We start from the raw sequence: 17331 nt of genomic DNA on the forward strand, positions 1-17331 counted from the left end.
AAGCAAACGAAAGCAGGAATCTCTTGATGAAGAGGCTGCGACCCTTAGCTCGGGTCCCATGCCAATTGAGGAAGTGCAATGTTCTCATAGTACGCCAGGGCAGAAAGCGAACTCACTAGTCATGCCGCAATGCAGCAATTTCGGTAAGAAATCAGGCTGCCTCTGGAACTCACTCGATGTACCAGATCTGCGGCTACGTTGAATTGACATTGCCTAACCACACCCGGGACGGCCACTCCTCATGCCAGATTCAACCTCGCCACGGCAGCAGCCAGAAGTATGCCGCAGCCCTATCGATCGATGGGAAATCGAGGGGCATGAGGAAGGGGTGTGCACTCGATCATCGAAGCGATCGAGGTCAAATGAACCTTTCATGCGAAGAAGTGCTGACGGAAATATCCGCCTGACGCATTAACGCATTAACGCATTATAATATAGTTGTTTTTTTGGGAAAATGGGGCGAGTGACGGAACTTGAATCCGCAACCTCCGGAATCACAATCCGGCGCTCTAACCAATTGAGCTACACCCGCCATCCGAAGCAGCGCCGGAAGCATGTTCCGGCGTGCGGGCTGCGATGTAACCTACCCCTCCCCTGCCGTCAAGGATCACGGGGCCGCAGGACCTGGACCGGGCCAAAAACCCTTGCTGTCGCCCAGGTATAACAATCCGTCGCGCAGAGCCTGTCAGCCTGTCGCGCCCGACCTAAACTGCCAGTCCGTTCCGGACCCGGAAAGCCAGGGCCGGTAAGAAAATTGATCGGGGAAAGACCAATGCTTCAGCTTGCCAGCGGCATGAGCCGCCTTGGAACCGAATCCGCCTTCGAGGTGTTGGCCCGTGCCAATGCGCTGCGCGCCCAGGGGCGTAGCATTGTCGCCCTCTCGATCGGCCAGCCCGACTTCCAGACCCCCGCCCATATCGTCGAAGCCGGCATCAAGGCGCTGCGCGACGGCCATCACGGCTATACCCCGGCCAATGGCATTCCCGAAGTGCGCCAGGCCGTGGCCGACGACCTCAACCGCCGTCACGGCATCACCACCGTCGACCCCAACAATGTGCTGATCGTGCCGGGCGGCAAGGTCACCATGTATTTCGCCATCATGATGTTCGGCGAGCCGGGGGCGGAGATCATCTACCCGAACCCGGGTTTCCCGATCTACGAATCGACCATCAAGTTTTCCGGCGCAACCCCAGTGCCGCTGCCCCTCCTCGAGGAGAACGGTTTCGGCTTCAAGGCCGAGGACGTGCTGTCGCGCATCACGCCGAAGACCCGCCTCATTATCGTCAACTCGCCGGCCAATCCGACCGGCGGCATCGTTGAGAAGGGCGAAATCGACAAGTTGGTGAAGGGGCTCGAGAAGCACCCCAACGTGGCCATCATGTCGGACGAGATCTATTCCGAGATGCTTTATGACGGCAAGGTTCACACCAGCTTCCTGAAATACCCTGAAATCGCCGACCGCCTGATCATGCTCGATGGATGGTCGAAGACCTATGCCATGACCGGCTGGCGCATGGGCTATTCGGTTTGGCCCAAGCAGCTCATCGAGCATGCGACACGCCTGTGCATCAACGTGCATTCCTGCGTCAATGCCTCGGCCCAGTGGGCGGGCCTTGCCGCCCTCACCGGTCCGAAGGATGAAGTCGCCAAGATGATGGTGGCCTTCGACGAGCGCCGCCGCTTCACGGTGGCCGAACTCAACAAGCTGTCGGGCGTTTCCTGCATCACACCTTATGGCGCCTTCTACGCCTTCCCGAACATCAAGGGTACCGGCTTCAAGTCGAAGGCGCTGGAAGTGGCTCTGCTCGATGAAGCTGGTGTTGCCAGCATCGCCGGCACCAGCTTCGGCTCATATGGCGAAGGGTATCTGCGCATCTCCTACGCTAACTCGATCGAGAATATCGGCGAGGCGATCAAGCGCATCGGTAGCTTCCTGGAGAAGCGTAGGGCAGCGTAAACGCCACTACTGCGGATAAGAGAAAGCGGGCGGGATATCACAGGATATCCCGCCCGTTTCGTTTGCAGCTCTCTCAGACTATCGCGAATTTATCCGGCTGAGCACCATAGTCGTTGGCACCCGCCGTACCGGGAACGAGCAGGATGGCAAGGCCGACCAAGAACTGAACGAAGCTGACGGCGTAACCGATGCCGTGCAGGGCCTCGATGAACTGGAGCAGTGCCGCCACAATGCCGCCGGCGATCACAGCGATGGCCCATTTCCCGGGCTGGTTGAAGTCCTGCAGGCGCTTGGCCATGAGGCAGTAATAGGGAAAGGCGATGACGGCGTAGAGGCCAATGATCAGAACCGAGCCCAGCGTCCCCAACAGGGTCACCAGCAGGTAGGTCAGCAACATATAGGGAAGGGTCAGAGCGATGCTGTAGCAGAAATACGGCAGCCGGGCGATACGGCCCGCATTGCTTAGATAGACGTTACGCAGATCCATAATTTGAGTCCCTTGTCGGTTACCGCGGCCGGTTTGCGCCGACCACACCACGGCATCTCTGTCGCCGCTCACCGTCGAAAGGTTCAGGCATTCCTATGCATCCGAGTGTGTATTCTTGTGCCCAAATGCTGGTTTCCTTGAAGAAATAGGTCCAATTTTAGTGTTATTGTTTGCTTTCTGCGCACCGAAACATGTCCTTAGCTCGGTCGATCGTGCGAGTGAGGACCGATCTGCGGAATACCTGAATGGCAGCAGCCCAAGGCAACATTTCCGCCGCGACACTCGACCCCGCCTTGCTCGCCGCCCTGAAGGCGGCAACGCCGGACCAGGTCGGTGACGACCTGGTCCTGCGCCTTGCTGATGGCAGGCTCTTCTACATCGACGGATTCTTCGCGGTCGATGAGATAGGCGATGGTCTTCCACCGGTACCCAGCGCCATCCCCCTGGCGCGCGACATAGCAGATCTACTCCTAGGGTCAAACGAGGCAGATATCGAGACTGCCGCCGGCGCCCAGGAACCGGATTCGCCGCCACCTAGCGGCAGTACCGGCTTCCAGTCATTTGCCGCCACACCGACACCCGAAAAGATCGCGACACGAGAAACGACCGCGGGCACCGACGCGCTAGAGAAGCTCGACGAAGAAGAAGCTAGATTGGAGCAGCGACGCAATTCGACAATTACTGAGACCGCAAACGATGCCGATGGCGCAACCGGATTTCAGCCTCTAAACTTGTCGGCAATCGGAACAATCTCTTTGACCGCCGGCGCCGCTGGAGCGCCGAGCTGGTCCAAGTTGTTCCACATCCGCCGGCTCTTCGCCCTTGAGGAACTCGCTGACAGCGCAACGGATGGCTGGTTCGATGGCCTGACAATGGCGCATCCCTTGTCAGACCCGCTTGACCTCGCAACATTCACAGTACGATTCGATCCGCGCAACAGCTACCCCACCATCGAACTACAGCGCACCTATGACGAATATTTGGCTGCGCATCAGTCACTGGTCGCCTTTGCCGACGGCCGATGGATCTGGGCCAATTTGTCGCCGCAGGATGGCGATCATGACAATGGTGCGGTCAATCCGGGCGCAAACCTCCCCCGTGACGCCGCCTACATTTTCCGAAATGACGATTTGATCTTCGGCAGCAGCAAGGGAGTCGACCGCCTCTATGGGTTCGCGGGCAATGACATTCTGATCAGTTTTCACGGTGAAAACCATCTTTACGGTGGAACCGGCAACGACCTGCTTTCCTTCGTCCAGGGGTCCCCGATCGTCACAGCCGATGGCGGCGAAGGTGACGACACTCTGCTCCTGGTCATACAGAACGAAGCCTTTCCGGTATTCGCCAAGGACCTTGGCAGTATCGACAGCATTGAGCGACTGGTTCTATTGCCAGAGGATCCGAACAACCCGATTTTCCTGAACGAGGACAATGGTAGCGGTCGCATCGTGACTGGGAACTTCGTCTTCGACCTTGATGCTGCGACGATCCTGGACTGGGGAGGATCGCTGACGATCGATTGTGACGTGGCCGATATCCGACTAAGCGACGTCAACATTTGGACCAGATTACCGCTCGACCCGACCGACCCAAACTATATTCACTATGTAGCAGAGAGCGCCGGACAGACCGTTACTCTTGCAATTCTAGCCAGTGCCGACCAACCAATTGCAGATGTCGTCGTGGGTACCAGCCGTGACGATGACTTCTTTCTTGGTGACCGTATTTTTGGCCTGATCGATGGCGGTGCCGGCAACGACCAGATCTTTGGCGGACTGATGGGGGGGCCGCTCGGCTCTTTCGATCTGAGCGATGCAGACCTAGCGCCCTTCCGCAACATTGAAAATATAGTCCTCGGTGCCAGTGGCGATCATTTGACTTTATCCGCCGTCGGTGTTGCCAGCATCACCGACAGTCGCAACACGCTCTGGATTACGAGTGCCGCACTCCGCTCCGACGCTGCCATCGGGCAGGTAACGCTCGCCGACCCGGCATCCTGGACAGCCCTTGGCTATCTATCGGTTGAGACCGATGCCCTTTTCAAGGAAACGCGAAACGGTCAGGTCTACGGAGCCACGATCAATGGCGAGAATATCTATCTATTCGTCCAACTAGGCATGCAGCAACCGCTTGCCGGCGGCGCCACCAACATGGATCACTGGTATGTGAGCCATGGCGGCAACGTCGCCCTGCCACCGCCAGGAACCATGTCGGAAACGGCGGTAGTCGACCTTACGAACGCTCACGAGAACTACTTCATCCTTGATGTCGTAGCACTCGCGGACCTGGCCGGTGCGGATGGACCCGTGTCAGTCATTGGCGACAGCCGTCTCGATGTGGTCGAATTTTCCGATACAGCGCATTGGACGTTCAGCCATTCTGACGGAGCCTTCAATATCTATCTAGGGAACAACAATTCAGGGACGACGGTAGAACTGCGGATCGCTTCGGATCTCGATCAACCCTATATACTCCCAGATCCGACGGCAGGAGACCTTGACAGCATTGACCTCAGCAACGGCCATAAGAACGTTCTCACCCTCGATGCGGAAATGGCTATTCGCCTGGCGGGCTCCGATCAGCGGCTATCGCTCTACGGCGACGCGACGCAGGATAGCCTCGCACTTGCCGATCCGGCGCATTGGCGCCTGATGGGTCGGGAAGACGTCTTTCTTGTGTACGAAGCGGATGACGGCGCCGGTCACACGATGCAACTGCGCCTGCATGGGAACGTTCAAGATCCTCTACTTCAACCGCTCGGAACCGACGGCGACGACAGGCTCTATGCCGTCAGCGTGAACTTCCTTGATGCGATAGACGGTAAGAACGGATTCGATATTCTGACATATCTGGACGGCGGCCAACTCATCCTTGTCAGCAACTTCGTCAAGAATGTGGAAGCCATCGACCTGCACAACGGCTTCGACAACCAGATTTCGTTCGGCGCAGAAACACTCGTCAGTAACGGGATCGGCAGCCCACTCTTCGTCACCGGCGAAGCCACGGATATGGTCAAGATTGGCGACCCAGCACGCTGGGTCGACACCAATGTGACGATCAGCAATCCGGCTATATCCAGCCATGATTTCCACGTCTATCAAGCTAGCTTTCAAACAGCTGGCGGCATGGTCGTCAAAGAATTGGCGATCGACGTGACCCTGGTCCAACCTGACCTGGTCTAGGCACCCTCACCCACCAACTCGAAAGGCGCCCAGAAGATTGGATGTGCCATGTAATCCGGCTGTTCTTCACTCATCATCGACAGGATCGAATGCTGCAGGGCATCCGCGCGTCCGAGAGTTGTATCTGTCATCATTTGCTCGAATATCCCATTGGTAAGTCCCACGGCCGCCACCGACAATACTTCCCATTGCGATACAAGGAGTGTGCGCGAGCCCGCGAAGAAGAATGCGCGTGCGAGGCCCGAAAGGCCCTCTGCGCCAGGCGAACCATCCGGCGCAGCGGTGTTGCAGGCCGATAGCACGACCCAATCGGCATCCAGTTTCAATTGGGCGATTTCGCCCACCGTTAACAAGCCATCATCATCGCCGGTCGCAGTGGCTGGTGGCGTCAGCACCAGACCGGGCTCCCGCAACCGGCCGAAATCGCCGGCCATGAGACCATGCGTCGCAAAGGCAATGACGTGATAGTCGCCAAGGGTGGATGCCTTCAACGCCGCTTCCGTCGCGGCCGCCCCCGTTACAATGTCGGTGGGCGCTGCCTTCAATGCTGTTGCAAGGCCGGCCAGTTCGTCGGCGGAGTCAGGCAACGGCTGCAAGCCCCGCAGCAGGTCGGCCACACTTGCCGTACCCGTATCAGCCGGCATCTGACCCAGGAGAACCGGGTCGCCGAACCCGATGAACGGGCGGGTCGCTGCCGAGGACCGGGCGGACTTTCGCAGCGCCCTTAGCGCGCCAATCTCCGGCAGGATGCTGATCGCCCGATCGCGAACCAGCCAGGGCAGCCGCCTGTAATCGGAAAAGTCCGTCGGCGACGCAACCTTTGCCGACAGCAGGGCGGCAAAGGGAAGGCTTTGCAGCACACCATCAGGCACGATGATCATTTGCGTTGCGTCAGCCGATAGCCGCGCAGGTGCGACAAGGGTCTCATAGAGTCCGTTCGCAGTCTCTACGTCGTAGGGCTGGATATCAGAAAGGCCTTGCACGACCTTTGGGTCGAGCGTCTTTCGCAGCGATCTGATTTGAGATCGCAGCAAACTTTCATTTGTATCCAGCGAGATGAGAGACGACTGCTCCCGGCGCAAAACCCAGAGATAGGCGCCGTCATCGAGTGCAAGATATACCAGCATTGCTTCGTTGGGCTTCAGCAAGGCGTCAAGGTCTGCAAGCGGCAGCGGTTCCTGTGTCTGTAGTTCTGCCACCGAGGGGAACGACGCCAGCAGCGCCAGTTGCAGATCGGATACCTTCCGCGCGAACGCATCGACATCATCCTGCGACGCTTCGTACGGTTCGGCAGAAGATGTCGCATGCGCCGAAACGACACTGGCAGCAAGGCTGCGTTCCGCCATCTGCCATTGCAAGACAGCTTCCTGTACCTGACGTAATGCGGCTGTTGCTGCCGGATCGGTCAGTGCCTGACGCTGGCCCAATCCTGCAATTGCCGTTCCGGCAGCAGAATTGCGTGCCAGTTGCGCCAAATCGACCGATTCCGCCAGCAGCTTGGACTTAACGGCACCGTCCTGGGTCTGTCGCAACGCCATATCTATCACATGCACATGCCGTCCGATGAGCCGACGCAATGCCGCGATCTCTTCAATGGCAGCACCAGATTGAACCGACTGGATTACTGCAATGCGCTGTCGCAATGCTGCGGTCACGGAACGGGCCGCCTCTAACCCCTCGCCCAAATCACCGCTTTCGGCGAGAGCGAGTGCCAGCAGGCTGCTTGCCTCCAATGTTGCGATATGGGACGCGCCCACCCAATTGGTGCGGATATTCCGGGCACGCCTAAGCAAATCGAGGGCGTCGACCGGCGATCCTCGTGCCATGGCAACTTCCGCACGGCCTACGAGAACGTCGCTGAGGGCGAAGCTGTCCGGGCCGAAGATGTGTTCGAGCGTGGTGCCTGCTTGATCGAGCGATTGAACGGCTCCATCATAGTCACCGGAGCGGCGTAGTGCCTCTGCCAGCCAGACGGACGCACCGGCCGCTGCGCGCGGATTCCGTGTCGCCGGCGCCGACCAAAGGTCAATGGCAGCTGCCAGATCAACCTTTGCCCCCGGGATATCGTTCTGCCTCAGCTTGGCAAAGCCGAGATGGAGCAAAGCAGCAGCCTCCGCCTGGCTGGCGCGGCCGAATGCCTGCCGAGCCAACTTGACGGACCGGTCCAGGGCCAGGACCGCCAGCGCGTAGCGGCCAGTGGTATAGTATACTTGGCCGAGGTTAGTGAGCGCCGTTGCCGCTGCCGGCGCGAAGTAGTCTGGCCGGGTATCGTAGATGCTGATCGCCTGCTGCAGGGACTTTTCCGCTTCCTGATAGCGCCCAGCACTGAAGAGAACGGCGCCAAGTGAGGTTTCGGCCCTGGCCACCTCCGGATGCGCTGGACCATATGCCGCCTGTAGAAGACGCAGTGATTCCTCCTGCGCCGCCAGGGCGGGCGCATAGCGATACTGGCGAAAATTGAGCTCACCCAGCGCGCCTTGATAGAGCGCTGCGAGCCGAGGTGTCGCCGACTTTGCCCGAGGCTCCAGGACCGCCAGGCGCTTTGTCGCTTCGGGCAGGCGGAAGCTGCGGATTTCGGCGAACGCCAACATCAACTCGCCTTCCAGAATTGCTGGATCACCGACGGTCACGAGTCGCTTGGCGATGGACAGGCCTTTGAGCAAGGCAATCTGGGCCCGGCTCATATCGCCGCGTGCCATCGCTATCGCACCCAGCTGCAAATAGATAGCGGCTAAACCGGGTTGTGCGGATGGATCGGCAGCCGGCAGCAATGCCAGTGCCTCAAGCAGGGGTCGTTCGGCACCGGCCATATCACCGGCCAGTTGAGCCAGTTGCGCCAATCGTAGGGCACCGCCCGCAAGCACGGCCGGTACCGCATCTGCCGCCATCACACTGAGAATTTGCTGCCGCGCTGCCACCGGGTCGCCGACGGTCATCAAGCGATCGGCCTCCGAAAAGATCGAGCCCGGGTCAGGCGCCTGCTGCGACCACGCCGGAACCGTCAGTAGCAACCAGCATAAGCAGGCCAGGTAAAAGTGACAGCGATATGCCGTGGGCAGTCGCAATTCGCGGCGCATGCACGCTCCCCTCCCAGTGGCCACGCTGTGACCGTGCCGGAAGGACGATCCGATTGCAATGCCTGCACCTTCAACCAGGCGCTGAGATCCAGGCAGCTTCCCACGCTGCACAACCTTCGTTATGAGTCAGGTCATGAGCATATTGTCGACCTTCAATCAGCAGGCCATGCCGGTCCAGGCCGATGCCGTCATCGTCGGTGCCGGAATCCAGGGTTGCGCCGCTGCCTATTACCTGGCCAAGCGCGGCGCCAAAGTCGTCGTGTTGGAGAAGGCGCGTATCGCCGGACAGCAATCGGGCCGCGCCTGGGGCTTTGTGCGGGCCATGGACCGTGATCCGGCGGAGACGCCGCTGATGCTCGCCTGCCTGAAGCTGTGGCAAGGCCTGGAGGCCGAACTCGGCGCAGATATTGAATGGCGGCAAGGAGGCAATCTGTTCCTAGCCGCCGACGAGGCCGAGCTGGCGCGCTTTGAAATCGGCGCGGCGCGGGATCGCGTCTTCGGCGTCGACACGAAGGTGATCACACCAAAGGAGGTCTTGTCGCTTATCCCTGGCCTTGTGGATGCCGGGCCCGGCGGTCTTTGGGGGCCGAAGGAAGGACAGGCGGAACCGCGCAAGGTTTCTGCCGCTTTTGCCCGAAAAGCCACGGAACTCGGCGCCCTCTTTTTCGAAGGCTGTGGCGCCGTCGGTATCGACCGTCAGGCCGGCGCCGTCACGGCAGTTGTGTCGGAGGCCGGCACGATCCGCAGCAAGGTTGTGATTCTGGCCGCCGGCGCCTCTTCTTTCCGGGTCATGCGAGGCTTGGGCCTTTCCCTGCCTCAACAATTGGCGCGCTTCACCTGCTCACGCACGAATGCGGTGCCGCCATTGGGCAATATCGCCTTCTATGGACATCATATCGGATTCCGGCAACGGCCGGACGGCACCCTTAATCTGGCTGAAGAACTGCAGGTTGACGTCGATCTCACCTTGGACCGATTTCGCGCATTGCAGTGGTTCCTGCCGTCACTGTGGGAAAACCGTCACGCAACCTCCTTTCGAATCAATGACGTGACGGCACGCGACCTGCTCCACCGCCTGCCCTGGCGGCCCGAAACGCAGCAGCCTTGGATTCACGACCGCGATCCTTTGATTCCCCCGAACATGAAGCGGGTCCGCAATGCCGTGGCACAAATCGGGAAGCTCTTCCCTTCAACCATCGGGGTTCAGGCGGTCGAAAGCTGGGCCGGCAATGTCGACTTGATGCCGGACGGTATTCCTGTCCTTGGTCCTGTTGCCGAGGTACCAGGGCTTATTCTCGCAACAGGCCTGACCGGCCACGGGTTCGGCATGGGTCCAATCGTCGGCAGGTTAATGAGTGAGATCGTCCTCGACGGAGAGCCCAGTCTCGATCTTCACGCATTTCGCTTCAGCCGCTATGCCGAAGGCAAGGTCGGAAGATTCAGCACGCGCTACTGATCGCCGCTGCGAAAACTGGCGCCCCGCCTCGCTTTATAATATTGTTGGCGACAATCCCATCTACCAGCACATGCGTCCCGTGCCGCAACATATGCGATGCGCCAAGAGCTTGTTTCAGGGAGGGACAAATGGAATTCGCCGCCAGAAAGATCTCGGTGAAGCCGGAGCGCATGACCATCCTGCGCGGGCGAAAGCTCGACGCGCTCAAGGACATTCCAGACATACGCGACCGGATCTATGAGCCGACTCTGCTTCCGCTACCGCCCAAAGTGGCACCGCCCAAAGGGCTGAAAATCCTCGATCAGGGCAAGAACGGCGCCTGTACAGGCTTCGCCCTGGCGGCCACGATCAATCTGCTGCTGGCCAAGAACGAGCAGCTGCCGGATACCGATCGCGGCCGGCGGGTCAGTCCGCACATGCTCTATGTCATGGCACGTCAACATGACGAATGGCCGGGCGAGCGCTATGAGGGATCCAGCCTGCGCGGCGCTTTGCGCGGCTTTTACAATTGCGGTGCGTGCCGAGAAACACTCTGGAGAGAATTCAATCTCAAGGAATTGTCGTTGGCCTCGGCACAGGATGCGCGGCGAACCACCCTCGGTGCCTATTTCCGTTTGCGGCCACATCTGCCCGACTATCACGCGGCGCTGAGCGAAGCAGGCGTCATCTACGCATCGGCCAATGTGCATCGCTGGTGGGACGAACCCGTCGATGGAAAGATCCTGACCGGACAGGGCGTATCTCTGCACGCCTTTGCGATCGTCGGCTACGATGCCGATGGCTTCTGGATCCAGAATTCCTGGGGCAAGAAATGGGGTAAAGGCGGGCTGGCACACTGGGCTTATGAGGATTGGGCCAGCAATATCCAGGATGCGTGGGTACTGCAGCTGGCAATCCCTGCACCATCTGCCTTCGGCTTGGGTCGCGTGCGTGGACAGGGCCGCAGTGGCGCCGATATTTCACGCAGCAAGCGCTCGGCGCCGACACGATCCGATATTGCCGGCCACTTCGTTCATGTCGACAACGGCAATCTCTCCGCGACGCAGCCATATTGGAGCACCAAATCTGACGTCGCCGCGACCGCCGGACTGATTGGCAAGACCAAAGAGTATGGTCATTTTCTATTCTATGCCCATGGCGGGCTCAATGCGCCTGATGAGGCTGCGAAGCGAACGGCAGCGATGAAGGACGTCTTCAAGGAGAACACCATCTATCCCTACAGCGTCTTCTATGACACCGGACTGCTCAAGACGTTGAAGGATGTCATTCTGGGACGGGCGCAGGAGATCAACGAACGTACTGGCGGACTGCTCGACCTGACCGATGCGCTGATCGAAAAGGCGATCGGCGGTGTCGGAACCAAGCTTTGGAACGAAATGAAGGCCGATGCCAGACTTCCCTTTGAACCGACGCGCGATGGAGAGGCATCGATCCAGCTCTTTGTCGATCAGTTGAAGGCGCGGGTGCAGGCCGGGTTGCCGTCATTGGAAATCCATCTGGCCGGCCATTCGACGGGGGCGATCCTCATCGGTCATCTCCTGACAGCACTCGATCGCGTCCTGCCCGCGGGCGTGCATGTACAATCCTGCTCCTTGATGGCACCAGCCTGCTCGATCGAATTTTTTCAGCAGTGCTATCGCCCGCGCCTCGGGAAATCGTCTCAAGCGGCTACAAAAATCGATCGCTTGAAGATCTATTGCTTGAAGGATTCAGAGGAACAGGACGATGAGGTAACGCCCCTCTATAACAAATCTCTGCTGTATCTCGTTTCCAATGCGTTCGAAACCATAGAGCGGATGCCTATCCTGGGCATGGAGAAATTCAAGGATCAGATCGGGACCAATCTCGCGGAGGTCGTCTATGCCGACAAAGCGTCGACCGTGACGCGCAGTACCAGTCATGGCGGGTTCGACAATGATCCATTCACCATGAACGATATTCTTCGCGGCATCCTGAAGAAGGCGCCCAAGCGTCCCTTTTCTATCCGAGATCTGGACTTTTGATCAGCGCAAGGTGGCGACGGCTTCCGCCGCCGCAGCTCCGCTTGACATAGCGCCTTCGAACCAGCCGGCGGCATCAGGAGCAAAATCCGACGTCGCGAAGGCGATGCGTGTCGCGTCCGACCAGTTTGCAGCGGACAGATCGGCGCCTTGGGCTGGTGCCGAGAGCCAGGTACCGCGCGCGAACGGGTCACCACACCAGTCGTGCCAATCCCAGCCAATGAGATCTGCCTGCGGTACCAGGCGCGCGACGGCTTCTGCCACATCGGCATGGCGGTCGGGATGCCAACTGCTATCGTCGAGTCCGAAGCCAACTGCCAAGACAGTATCGTTTTCGGACGCATATGGCGCAAACAGCCATTGCAGCCCGGTGAGGCCACCCGTCACAAGATGGCCGGGCGCGATCCCCTTGAGCCGCAGCCACAGCTTCACAGCCCGGCCGTCATGACCGCGCATCGCGCTCGTCTGCTGCGTCGGTGTCAGCACATTCACGAAATCGATGTCGCGCAAAACATTCGCCGGCAGCGCAACGACGGCACCTCGCGCCTCCAGGACGCGCCCGTCGCGGGACATCACGCGGACCCGGTCCAGCCCCTGCTCTATCCTCGCGACGGGAAAGCCGAGTTGCAGTCTGGCACCGGAGCTACTGATCATCCTGTCGACCAGCGTAGAAACGCCCGGTGACAAGGTGTGCGTGAGCGCCTGCATCATCCCCTCGGGCGTGCCGTCGATATAGCCGCAGGAAGCGAGGAACTCGCCGGCCGAGACTGTTGCCGGGTCACCGGAGCCGGAAATGGTCCACCAAGCCATGATCTGCGCCTCGGCAGATCGGCAGACGCGGTGGCGCGCCAGATACTCGTCCAGCGTGATCGTCAGCAGCGGAGCGCCGGTCCGGTCCTGGTCGAAGCCCTGCTTCAAGCGCCTTGCGTCATCGACAATAGCGGCAATGACGCGGTCGTACTCAACCCGCTCAGCCGGCGCCACCGGGCCGTCGCTACGCAGGAACGACCCATCGTGCCATTCCCGTGTCGTCACGGGAATCGTCGGCTGGAGGTCGATGCCATGGCGACGGCAGGCATCCTTCATCCGCTCGTGCCAGGGCGTGATCCAGGACCCACCAAACTCGAGGACCGGCGCCTGCTGGGCAAAACCACGGGTAAAACCACGACCGCCGACCCTGTCCCTGGCTTCGACGACCAGGACTGAGCGGCCGGCCTTAGCCAGACATTCTGCGGCGTGAGCACCCGCCAGACCGGCGCCGATGATGAGAATCTCGCATTGCATGGCGCCGATCCTGCCCGCCGCCCGTGGCCACCTCAAGCATGATGTTGCGTGTGCCTATTTTTTAGACAATGACGCATATTTTTTCGGCAACACACCTAAGGTTGGCATCTTTATCGTTATGAAATCAACAGCTTGGCTTGTGGCATGGGCCTTGCTCTGTCGCGCGGGCAGCCTCGTCGTGGCGCAAGCAGCACCGGCAACAACGCCTTGGCCGCAAGCCGGGGTAACAACATTGGGGAATCCCATGAAGAAAATCGAAGCCATCATCAAGCCGTTCAAGCTGGATGAAGTGAAAGACGCCCTCCACGAGGTTGGCATCCAAGGCATCACCGTGACCGAAGCCAAGGGCTTTGGTCGCCAGAAGGGCCACACCGAACTCTATCGCGGTGCGGAGTATGTCGTCGATTTTCTGCCAAAAATGAAGATCGAAGTCGTGCTTGACGATGCCCTGGTTGAACGCGCCATCGAAGCCATCCGCCAGGCGGCCGCCACCGGGCGCATCGGCGACGGCAAGATCTTCGTCACCAACATCGAAGAAGTGGTCCGCATCCGCACCGGCGAACGCGGTCTCGACGCCATCTAAGCCTGACCAGAAACACCTTTAAAAAACGACATCGCAAGGAAACATCCCATGTCTGACATCAAGACGATCCTCAATCTGATCAAAGAACAGGACGTCAAATACGTCGACTTCCGCTTTACCGACCCGCTCGGCCAGTGGCACCACCTCGCCCACCACGTCTCGACGGTGAATGAGGACCTTCTGACGGAGGGCGTCATGTTCGACGGTTCGTCGATCGCGGGCTGGAAGGCCATCAACGAGAGCGACATGACGCTGGCGCCGGACCTCAGCACCGCCGTGCTCGACCCGTTTGCCGCGCAGACCTCGCTGATCATCTATTGCGACGTACTTGAGCCGCTGACCGGCCAGAACTACGGCCGCGACCCGCGGTCGATCGCCAAGCGCGCCGAAGCCTTCGTGAAGAGCTCGGGCGTGGGCGACACCATCTACGTGGGTCCGGAAGCCGAGTTCTTCGTGTTCGATGACGTGCGTTACACTGTCTCGATGCAGAAGACTTCGGTCGAGTTCACCTCGGAAGAAGCGTCCTATGTCAGCGACAAGAAGTTCGAGGAAGGCAACCACGGTCACCGCATGAAGGTGAAGGGTGGCTACTTCCCGGTAGCCCCGCTTGACTCGGCCGGCGACCTGCGCGCCGAGATGCTGACCACCCTCGCCGCCATGGGCGTCGAAGTTGAAAAGCACCACCACGAAGTGGCGCCGGCCCAGCATGAACTCGGCGTGAAGTTCGGCACCCTCGTGGAGTGCGCCGATGCCATGCAGAAGTATAAGTACGTCGTGAAGAACGTCGCTCACGCCTATGGCAAGACCGCGACCTTCATGCCGAAGCCGGTCAAGGGCGACAATGGTTCGGGCATGCATGTTCACCAGTCGATCTGGAAGAACGGCCAGCCGCTTTTCGCCGGTAACGGCTATGCGGATCTCTCCGAGACCTGCCTCTACTATATCGGCGGCATCATTAAGCACGCGAAGGCCCTCAACGCCTTCACCAACCCGTCGACCAACAGCTACAAGCGCCTGATCCCTGGCTTCGAAGCGCCGGTGCTCCTCGCCTACTCGTCGCGCAATCGGTCGGCTTCGTGCCGCATCCCCTACACGGCGAGCCCGAAGGGCAAGCGCGTCGAAGTCCGCTTCCCCGATCCGACCGCGAACGTCTATCTCGCTTTCGCGGCGATGGTGATGGCTGGCCTCGATGGTATCGCCAACAAGATCCATCCGGGCGATCCGATGGACAAGAACCTCTATGACCTTCCGCCGGAGGAGTTGAAGCAGGTTCCGACCGTCTGCGGCAGCCTGCGCGAAGCCCTCGAATCTCTGGCAGCAGACAACGCCTTCTTGCTGAAGGGCGATGTCTTCACCAAGGACTTCATCGACTCCTATCTCGAACTGAAGTGGGAAGAGGTCTACGCCCTCGAGCACACCCCGCATCCGATCGAATTCCAGATGTATTACTCGTCTTAAGAGAATCCTTGCGGCAGTACCCACTGAGCGGCTGGGGGAACCCAGCCGCCTTTTTTTGTGCTGCGCTTCGGGTAGTATTCCTATGCAGATTTAAGGAACAATTCACGGAATTCGCCGAGAATGTTGAAAAGCATTCCGGGGGGGGTTCCATGAAGAGCAAGATTTCACTTCGCACCCGGCTATTGGTCGCAGGTGTCGCTGCCGTCATCGCGCTCATCATCACAGCAGGCTTTGGCCTGTTTGGCATGCTGCGCAGCAACGTCGGCCTCGACATCTCGATTACGTCAACGAGCGCCGTTCTCAGCCAAAAGCAGGCCGACATGATGCACGATGCCCTTCGCGGTGACGTGCTCTTTGCCCTGGTGACCGGCCCCTACGGGGCGCCCGAAGACCAAGATGCCATCAAGACGGATCTGGCCGACCATGTCACCTCGTTCGAGGAATCCATCGGTCGCCTGCAAGCCCTGCCCCTTGCACCGGAAATTCGCAAGGCGGTCGAGGACGTGGTGCCACCGCTCAATGCCTACATCGCTGCGGCAAAGGAAATTGTCCCCCTTGCGTTGGCCGATACGGTTGCCGGACGCGAGAAATTCCCGCAATTCATGATTACCTTCACAGATCTCGAAGGGCGCATGGAGGAACTGGGTGAACTGATCGAAAAGCTCGGCAATACGGCTGGGGTCGAGGCACAAGCAACAAATCACAATCTGATCCTCATTATTGCCGGCGTCGCGCTCTTCTCGACGGCCGGGCTCATTCTGATCAATTGGCTCATCGCCGGCAGCATCGCCGGCCCCATTCGCGGCATGATTGCCGCGATGTCCAAGCTGGCCGCTGGCGACAAGGATATCGACGTTCCGGGACTCGATCGCGGTGACGAGGTCGGGCAAATGGCGCAGGCTGTCCAGGTTTTCAAGGATAATGCCATTCAGGCTGATGGCCTTGCGAACAGGCAAGCACAGGATCAACAACGTCGCGAAGAACGCACCCGCCAAATAGAAACACTCTGCCAGGACTTCGATAGACAGGTGACGGAGCGACTTCAAAGCGTTGTTGGTGCGGTTGCGGAAATGCAGACGACCGCGCAGTCGATGACCCAGGTCGCCGAACAGACGGCAACCGAAGTCGGGCATGTCAGCACGACCGCTGAAAGTGCCTCTGGAAATGTAAACTCCGTGGCGGCGGCTACCGAAGAGCTCGCCGCCTCGATCGGTGAAATCGGGGCACAGATGCTGCGCTCACGCGAGATCGCGGGCCATGCTGCAAGCCAGGCTGTGGCCACCAACACGCAGGTCAAGCATCTCGCCGAAGCGGCGCAAAAGATCGGCGCGGTGGTACAGCTCATTACCGATATCGCCAGCCAGACCAATCTGCTGGCGCTCAATGCGACCATCGAGGCGGCCCGGGCTGGCGAAGCTGGCAAAGGGTTCGCCGTTGTCGCTTCCGAAGTCAAGAACCTGGCCAACCAGACCGGCAAGGCCACTGAGGATATCTCGCAGCAGATCAACAATATCCAGAGCGAGACCGGCCAGGCGGTGCAGGCAATCGAAACCATCGCCAGCACGATCGAGGAGATAAATCAGATAACGGGGAGTGTCGCGGCAGCCGTCGAGCAGCAGAATTCCGCCACCAAGGAAATCGCCCGCAGCATCGAACAGGCGGCAAGCGGCACACGCGACATGTCGACGAGCATCCAGACGGTCACCAATGCCGCAAGCCAGACTGGAAGCGCCGCAGGCCAGATGCTCGGGTCCAGCAATTCGCTTTCCGCGGAGGCCACTGCCCTGAGGCAGGAAGTTGAACATTTCCTCTCCGCGATCCGCAGGCTATAGTACCGCAGTCCTAGC

General features: G+C 59.6%; 10 protein-coding genes and 1 tRNA gene. 7 read left to right on the plus strand and 4 right to left on the minus strand.

What is annotated here, in order from left to right:
* Positions 1 to 455 precede the first annotated feature (455 nt).
* Positions 456 to 532, minus strand: a tRNA-His gene (locus ACE3OA_RS18390).
* A 240-nt stretch (positions 533 to 772) separates the two neighbouring features.
* On the opposite strand from ACE3OA_RS18390, the gene ACE3OA_RS18395 reads away from it, so the two are divergent.
* A complete protein-coding gene (locus ACE3OA_RS18395; RefSeq protein WP_374313436.1) occupies positions 773 to 1957 on the plus strand; it encodes a pyridoxal phosphate-dependent aminotransferase in 1185 nt (394 codons plus the stop codon).
* A 73-nt stretch (positions 1958 to 2030) separates the two neighbouring features.
* On the opposite strand, the gene ACE3OA_RS18400 is transcribed toward ACE3OA_RS18395, so the two are convergent.
* A complete protein-coding gene (locus tag ACE3OA_RS18400) occupies positions 2031 to 2444 on the minus strand; it encodes a DUF805 domain-containing protein (RefSeq protein WP_374313438.1) in 414 nt (137 codons plus the stop codon).
* A gap of 245 nt (positions 2445 to 2689) precedes the next feature.
* Between ACE3OA_RS18400 and ACE3OA_RS18405 the strand changes: the two genes are divergently transcribed.
* Positions 2690 to 5626 carry a hypothetical protein gene (locus tag ACE3OA_RS18405; RefSeq protein ID WP_374313440.1) on the plus strand — a complete coding sequence of 979 codons (2937 nt, stop codon included), beginning with the start codon at positions 2690 to 2692 and terminating at the stop codon, positions 5624 to 5626.
* On the opposite strand, the gene ACE3OA_RS18410 is transcribed toward ACE3OA_RS18405, so the two are convergent.
* Complete coding sequence (locus ACE3OA_RS18410) at positions 5623 to 8703, minus strand: CHAT domain-containing protein (protein ID WP_374313442.1); 3081 nt, start codon at positions 8701 to 8703, stop codon at positions 5623 to 5625. The two genes, ACE3OA_RS18405 and ACE3OA_RS18410, sit on opposite strands and share 4 nt — an antisense overlap.
* Before the next feature lie 133 nt (positions 8704 to 8836).
* On the opposite strand from ACE3OA_RS18410, the gene ACE3OA_RS18415 reads away from it, so the two are divergent.
* Positions 8837 to 10159, plus strand: coding sequence for an NAD(P)/FAD-dependent oxidoreductase (locus tag ACE3OA_RS18415; RefSeq protein ID WP_374313445.1), 1323 nt, complete (start codon positions 8837 to 8839; stop codon positions 10157 to 10159).
* Between the two features lie 128 nt (positions 10160 to 10287).
* Entirely contained in the window at positions 10288 to 12162 is a 1875-nt protein-coding gene (locus ACE3OA_RS18420; RefSeq protein WP_374313447.1) for a hypothetical protein, read from the plus strand.
* Here the strand turns inward: ACE3OA_RS18420 and ACE3OA_RS18425 are convergent, their stop codons facing one another.
* Positions 12163 to 13443 (minus strand): flavin monoamine oxidase family protein, encoded by a 1281-nt coding sequence (locus ACE3OA_RS18425; protein WP_374313449.1) that lies wholly within the window; start codon positions 13441 to 13443, stop codon positions 12163 to 12165.
* A 244-nt stretch (positions 13444 to 13687) separates the two neighbouring features.
* Here ACE3OA_RS18425 and ACE3OA_RS18430 point away from each other — a divergent pair, with 244 nt between their 5' ends.
* Genes ACE3OA_RS18430 through ACE3OA_RS18440 form a run of 3 tightly spaced genes read left to right on the plus strand, consistent with a single transcriptional unit; the run spans position 13688 to position 17316 of the window.
* A complete protein-coding gene (locus tag ACE3OA_RS18430; protein WP_133613898.1) occupies positions 13688 to 14026 on the plus strand; it encodes a P-II family nitrogen regulator in 339 nt (112 codons plus the stop codon).
* A 48-nt stretch (positions 14027 to 14074) separates the two neighbouring features.
* Complete coding sequence (gene glnA / locus ACE3OA_RS18435; protein WP_374313451.1) at positions 14075 to 15484, plus strand: type I glutamate--ammonia ligase; 1410 nt, start codon at positions 14075 to 14077, stop codon at positions 15482 to 15484.
* The gene (locus tag ACE3OA_RS18440) at positions 15415 to 17316 is read left to right on the plus strand and encodes a methyl-accepting chemotaxis protein (RefSeq protein WP_374313453.1); all 1902 of its coding nucleotides are present in this window, start codon (positions 15415 to 15417) and stop codon (positions 17314 to 17316) included. The genes glnA and ACE3OA_RS18440 overlap by 70 nt, the downstream gene beginning before the upstream one ends.
* Positions 17317 to 17331 lie beyond the last annotated feature (15 nt).

Source organism: Dongia sp., from assembly GCF_041906375.1.
Taxonomy (GTDB): domain Bacteria; phylum Pseudomonadota; class Alphaproteobacteria; order Dongiales; family Dongiaceae; genus Dongia.

Coding starts and splice junctions, on each gene's coding strand:
- ACE3OA_RS18395 (WP_374313436.1), top strand. CDS start 773: ATGCTTCAGCTTGCCAGCGGCATGAGCCGCCTTGGAACCGAATCCGCC.
- ACE3OA_RS18400 (WP_374313438.1), bottom strand. CDS start 2,444: ATGGATCTGCGTAACGTCTATCTAAGCAATGCGGGCCGTATCGCCCGG.
- ACE3OA_RS18405 (WP_374313440.1), top strand. CDS start 2,690: ATGGCAGCAGCCCAAGGCAACATTTCCGCCGCGACACTCGACCCCGCC.
- ACE3OA_RS18410 (WP_374313442.1), bottom strand. CDS start 8,703: ATGCGCCGCGAATTGCGACTGCCCACGGCATATCGCTGTCACTTTTAC.
- ACE3OA_RS18415 (WP_374313445.1), top strand. CDS start 8,837: ATGAGCATATTGTCGACCTTCAATCAGCAGGCCATGCCGGTCCAGGCC.
- ACE3OA_RS18420 (WP_374313447.1), top strand. CDS start 10,288: ATGGAATTCGCCGCCAGAAAGATCTCGGTGAAGCCGGAGCGCATGACC.
- ACE3OA_RS18425 (WP_374313449.1), bottom strand. CDS start 13,443: ATGCAATGCGAGATTCTCATCATCGGCGCCGGTCTGGCGGGTGCTCAC.
- ACE3OA_RS18430 (WP_133613898.1), top strand. CDS start 13,688: ATGAAGAAAATCGAAGCCATCATCAAGCCGTTCAAGCTGGATGAAGTG.
- glnA (WP_374313451.1), top strand. CDS start 14,075: ATGTCTGACATCAAGACGATCCTCAATCTGATCAAAGAACAGGACGTC.